The 5,559-nt window shown below is 65.8% G+C and carries 4 protein-coding genes and 1 pseudogene; 2 read left to right on the top strand and 3 right to left on the bottom strand.

All coding sequences use genetic code 11. The annotated features are described in order from the left end of the window. Together DBR22_RS25040 and bioB are read right to left on the bottom strand one after the other, a co-directional pair. Positions 1-230 (bottom strand): hypothetical protein (locus DBR22_RS25040; RefSeq protein ID WP_258229398.1); only part of this gene is annotated, 230 nt, incomplete at its 3' end. Continuing rightward, positions 227-1,241: pseudogene (gene bioB / locus DBR22_RS22275) on the bottom strand (biotin synthase BioB). The gene DBR22_RS25040 and the pseudogene bioB, both read right to left, overlap by 4 nt. Before the next feature lie 205 nt (positions 1,242-1,446). On the opposite strand from bioB, the gene DBR22_RS22270 reads away from it, so the two are divergent. Continuing rightward, positions 1,447-2,517, top strand: coding sequence for an alkene reductase (locus DBR22_RS22270; protein ID WP_108600772.1), 1,071 nt, complete (start codon positions 1,447-1,449; stop codon positions 2,515-2,517). 242 nt (positions 2,518-2,759) lie between these two features. Here DBR22_RS22270 and DBR22_RS22265 read toward each other — a convergent pair whose 3' ends face one another. After that, complete coding sequence (locus DBR22_RS22265; RefSeq protein ID WP_108600771.1) at positions 2,760-3,056, bottom strand: hypothetical protein; 297 nt, start codon at positions 3,054-3,056, stop codon at positions 2,760-2,762. A 187-nt stretch (positions 3,057-3,243) separates the two neighbouring features. Between DBR22_RS22265 and DBR22_RS22260 the strand changes: the two genes are divergently transcribed. Next, on the top strand, positions 3,244-5,559 hold a 2,316-nt coding region (locus tag DBR22_RS22260; protein ID WP_258229397.1), incomplete at its 3' end, for a Tex family protein.

Below are 5,559 nucleotides of genomic sequence, written 5' to 3'. Positions count from 1 at the left end.
CCGCCGTCGGACGCACCGCCGTCGGACGCACCGCCGTCGGACGTCCCGCCGTCGGACGCCCGGCCGCAGTGCCCGCAAAAGGAGGCGCCGGCAGGTGCCGCTACGAGTGCTGGAGCCACGGCGCGGGCAGGTGCCGCTACGAGCGCTGGAGCCACGGCGCGGGCAGGTGCCGCTACGAGCGCTGGAGCCACCGCGCCGGCAGGAACATTTGTGGCTGATGCTGCTGTCACAGGGTCTTTTGGAGTTCTTTGATGGGCATGTTGAGTTCCACCAGGAGGTTCAGGTCCGCAGTGGCCGGCCGGCCCAGTGTGGTGAGGTAATTGCCCACGATGACAGCGTTGATACCGCCTAGGAGACCCTCACGGGTGCCCAGGTCCCCGAGGGTCAGTTCGCGGCCGCCGGCGTAGCGGAGCACCGTGCGGGGCATGGCCAGGCGGAAGGCCGCGATGGCTCGAAGGGCGTCCTTGCCGTCCATGATGCCCTGGTTTTCCAAGGGGGTTCCCGGCCGGGGGTTGAGGAAGTTCAGCGGGACCTCGTGCGGTTCCAGGGCCGCCAGTTGCGCGGCCAGTTCCGCGTTGTTCCAAGGACTCGCCCATGCCGATCAAGGCACCGCAACACAGTTCCATCCCTGCGTCCTTGACCATGGCGCAGGTTTCCAGGCGCTCCTCGTAGCTGTGGGTGGTGACCACCTGCGGAAAAAAGCTGCGGGCCGTTTCCAGGTTGTGGTTGTAGCGGTGGACGCCCCAACCGGCGAGCTGGTCCACCTGCCGCTGCGTGAGCATGCCCAGGGAGCAGGCGATGTTGATGTCCACTTCCTCCTTAATGCGGTCGATGGCGAACTTGATCTGGTTCATCAGCTTGATGTCGGGACCCCTGACGGCGGCCACAATGCAGAATTCGGTGGCGCCGGTGGCTTCGGTTTCCTTGGCCGCTTTGACGAGTTCGGGAATGTCCAGCCAGACACCGCGCACCGGGCTGTCAAATACGCCCGACTGGCTGCAGAAGTGGCAGTCCTCCGGGCAGCCGCCGGTCTTGATGGAGATGATGCCTTCCACTTCGACGTCGTCGCCGCAGTGTTTCAAGCGGACCTCGTGGGCCAGTTGCAGTGTCGCAGGGAGGGCGCTGTCCGGAAGGCTGAGAATCTCTACCAGCTGGTCTTCGGCCAGGCCAATGCCCTGTTCGAGCACCTGCGTCCGGGCGGTTTCGAGAATCGTGTAACTGTCCGGGCGTGCTGCCTGCATCGTCAATGATGGTCCTTAGATGGGGTTCCGTGGTCTTCTTCGACGCTAGTTCGGGGATCATGGGGCGGTTTTGTGGGATGTCTACAACGGCATCGGAGCGCGTTTGTCCCGCGGCGGAACCATGATCCGCGTCTCATCCGGAATAGTTGCAGGCGCCGGGCAGTTGGGCCAAGCAGTACCAATTCATTTTCGAAAGGAACCGCGCATGCTGTTTTCCCCGTTGACCCTTGGCGAGCTTGAACTGCCTAACCGCCTGGTGATGGCTCCGCTGACCCGCATCCGTACCGGCGAAGAAGGCGTTCCAGGCCCGCTGGTAGCGGAGCACTACCGGCAGCGCGCATCCTTGGGGCTCATCGTGAGCGAAGGCATCTACCCGAGCCCTGCCGGACGCTCGTACACAGGCCAGCCCGGGTTGGTCAACGCGGAGCAGATCGCCGGGTGGAAGCAAGTCACCGACGCCGTCCACGCCGAGGGTGGCCGGATGTTCGCCCAGATCATGCACGGCGGCCGGGTATCCCACGAGGACATCACGGGTGGCCGGACCATCGTAGGACCGAGCGCGGTCGCCATCGACGGCGAAGTCCGGACGCCGTCCGGCAAGCAGCCGTTCCCTGTGCCGCATGCCTTGAGCACTGGGGAACTGTCCGTCGTGATGCAGGAGATCGTCGCCGGTGCCGTCAACGCGATCGAAGCCGGCTTCGACGGCGTGGAGCTGCACTCAGCCAACGGCTACCTCCTGCACGAGTTCCTGGCCCCGAACTCGAACGTCCGCTCGGACAGCTATGGCGGCTCGCCGGAAAACCGGGCACGCTTTGTGATCGAGACTGTCAACGCCGTGGTGGCGGCCCTGGGGTCAAACCGCGTGGGCATCCGGATCTCACCCGAGCACAGTGTCCAGGGCATCGCGGAGACGGACGCCGCTGATGTCCGCGCCACCTATGAGGTCCTGGTGGACAGCATTGCTTCCCTGAACCTGGCCTACCTGAGCATCCTGCACCACGACCCGAGCGGGGAGCTGGTGCAGGACCTCCGGACTCGCTTCGCCGGTCCGTTCCTGGTGAACAGCGGCTTTGGCGTGGTCACCACCCGCGAGGAAGCCCTGGCACTGGTAGCTGACGGCCACGCGGATGCAGTGGTGGTGGGGCGCCCGGCCCTGGCGAACCCCGATCTGGCCCGCCGCTGGAAGGAAAGCCTCCCGCTGAACGACATCGACCCTTCCACGTTCTACGCCGAAGGTGCCAAGGGCTACACCGATTACCCCGTGTATTCCGGCTAAACCGGGTCACTGCGGCGGCTGTCTGCGCGGCGACAACTGCTGTCCAGCCAGCAACATACGGCGACGGCGGCACCTGGTGGGGTGCCGCCGTCGTCGGCTGCTCGGTGTGCTGTTCCGGCAGCCCGTGCCAATTAGCCATCCGACGGCTCTTTGGCTGAGTTATAAGTTGGCCCGCCAGGTCCGTAGAAAACCCGGCGGTGATGACAGGATACTCCAGCGAATGGACTATCGCTAGAGGCGATTTAAAGGAAGGCTTCGCGGCCGGTGCCTTCCCGCATGACCAGTTTGCCGTCCTGGATTGAGACGAGCAGGCTCTTGGGTTTTCCGCTGACTTTGAGGATGCCTTTGAGCCCCCGGTTGGTGACTTCGACGCCCACCTGCGCACCCTTCGCGGGCAGTTCGACTGAAGTTTCGAAGGCTTCTCCCAGAAGCTGGTTGGTGGAGACCCCGACGTCACGGCGGACCTCCTTGCCGTTGACCAGTACGGTGATGTTGGCCTCGTCGAATCCTTCCTGAAAGACGATGAGTAGTTCCCGCATGGTGGCCTCTTCCTCGAAATGATTACCGATGACGGCAACTCAACTACAGCACTTCACGGCCCGGAGTGGAATACCCGTTTCCGCTGCTGCGGCGGTGCGGCGAGTGTCAGCCGGCCGAGTGACGGTTGGAGCCGCCAGCCCCAGCCCTCCGGTGGAGACCGTCAGGGCAGTAGGGCAAAATGTTCAGGTGACTCAACTTCCGCAGCGTCCCTCTGCCCCCGCATCGCCTGCCCAGACCGGCGCGATCACGCCGGACGACGCAATTTATGCCCAGATTGCCGCTGAACTTGGCGTCCAGACCTGGCAGGTGAAGGCCGCAGTGGAACTGCTCGACGGCGGGTCCACCGTCCCTTTCGTCGCCCGCTACCGCAAGGAAGCCACCGGGACGCTGGACGACACACAGCTCCGCGAACTCGACGAGCGCCTTCGTTACCTCCGCGAACTGGAGGACCGCCGTCGTACCGTCCTTGAGGCGATCGCCGGCCAGGGCCAGCTGACGCCGGAACTGCAGAGGACGATCCTTGCAGCGGACACCAAGTCCCGGCTCGAGGATATCTACCTGCCGTTCAAGTCCAAGCGGCGCACCAAGGCCCAGATCGCCCGCGAGGCCGGGCTAGAGCCGCTCGCCGAGACGCTGCTGAAGCGCCCGGACCTCGATCCCGAACGGGAGGCGGCCAAGTACCTGAACCGGGAGCACTCCATTGACGATTCGGCCGCAGCGCTCGCCGGTGCGCGCTCCATCCTGGTGGAACGCGTTGCACAGGATCCGGATCTTGCCGCCACCCTGCGTGAGCGGCTCTGGACCCAGGGCCGGATGGTGTCGCGCGTGAAGAAGGGCAAGGAATCCGACGGGCAGAAGTTCGCGGACTACTTCGAGTTCGCCCAGGCTCCGTCCGGGATGCCCTCACACCGCGTACTGGCGTTGCTGCGCGGCGAGAAGGACGGAGTGCTTGAACTGGACCTCGCCGAAGCGGACCCCACTAACGACGACGCCCTGGCCGCCGCGCGTGCGCGCTACGAGGCCGCGGTGGCCAGGTGCCTCGGGGTTGCCGACCGTGGCCGTCCCGCCGACGCGTGGCTGATGCAGACCGCTCAGCTCGCCTGGCGCTCGCGGGTGCTCGCGCGGCTCACCGCAGACCTTCGCGGCCGGATGTTCACGGCCGCCGAAGACGAGGCCGTCCGGGTCTTTGCCGCCAACCTGCGCGACGTCCTGCTCGCGGCGCCGGCCGGTAACCGGGCCACCCTCGGTTTGGATCCGGGCCTGCGGACCGGGGTGAAAGTCGCCGTGGTGGACGGAACGGGCAAAGTGGTGGCCACTGACACCGTCTACCCGCACGCGCCCGCCCGGAAGTGGGACGAGGCGCTCGCCACGCTGGTCCGGCTCGCGCAGAAACACCACGTGGAGTTGGTGGCCATCGGCAACGGCACGGCGTCCCGCGAAACGGACAAGCTCGCGGCCGAACTGATCAAGCAGTTGCCCGCAGCGGAGCAGAAACCGCAGAAACTTGTGGTCTCCGAGGCCGGCGCATCGGTGTATTCGGCGTCTGCGCTGGCGGCCGCTGAGCTGCCCGGCATGGACGTGTCCCTGCGCGGGGCGGTGTCCATCGCGCGGCGGCTCCAGGATCCGCTGGCCGAACTGGTGAAGATCGATCCGAAGTCCATCGGTGTGGGGCAGTACCAGCACGATGTCACGGCGTCGAAGCTGGACCGGAGCCTCGACGCGGTGGTGGAGGACTGCGTGAACGCGGTGGGAGTCGACGTGAACACGGCCTCGCCTGCGCTGCTGAGCCGGGTGGCTGGCGTCGGGCCCTTGCTGAGCGAAAACATTGTGGCGTACCGGAACGAACACGGACCCTTCGCCAAGCGCAGCGAACTGAAGAAGGTGCCGCGGCTTGGTGCCAAGGCGTTTGAGCAGTGCGCCGGGTTCCTGCGGATCACCGGGGGAGCGGAACCGCTGGACGCGTCGAGTGTCCACCCGGAGGCCTACGCGGTGGCACGCAAAATCCTGGTGGCGGCGGGATCCGCACCGGCGTCGTCCCTGGATCCGCGCACCTTTGTTGACGGGACTTTCGGGCTGCCCACGGTGCAGGACATCCTGGCCGAGTTGGATAAGCCCGGCCGCGATCCACGGCCCGCCTTTGCCGCTGCGACCTTCTCGGAGGGGATTGAGAAGATCTCCGACCTTAGGCCCGGAATGGTGCTGGAGGGGACTGTCACGAACGTGGCCGCTTTTGGAGCCTTTGTTGACGTGGGTGTTCACCAGGACGGACTTGTCCACGTTTCGGCGCTGGCCAACCGCTTCGTGTCAGACCCGCGAGAAGTGGTGAAATCCGGGCAGGTGGTCCGGGTGAAGGTGCTCGAAGCTGATCCGGAACGGAAACGGATCTCACTGACTTTGAGGCTCGACGACGAGCCGTCGTCTTCCGGAAGCGCGAGAACCCCGGGCGGCACTCGGGAGTCCGGGGGTCGGGGCGCCGGTGGGCAGAACTCCGGCAACCGCGGC

Source organism: Arthrobacter sp. HMWF013, from assembly GCF_003061105.1.
GTDB lineage: Bacteria > Actinomycetota > Actinomycetes > Actinomycetales > Micrococcaceae > Arthrobacter.
This window is presented reverse-complemented; position numbering and strand designations above follow the sequence as displayed.

Excerpts from the sequence above, each read along its gene's own strand:
- DBR22_RS22265 (WP_108600771.1), bottom strand. The coding sequence starts at position 3,056 with ATGCGGGAACTACTCATCGTCTTTCAGGAAGGATTCGACGAGGCCAAC.
- DBR22_RS22270 (WP_108600772.1), top strand. The coding sequence starts at position 1,447 with ATGCTGTTTTCCCCGTTGACCCTTGGCGAGCTTGAACTGCCTAACCGC.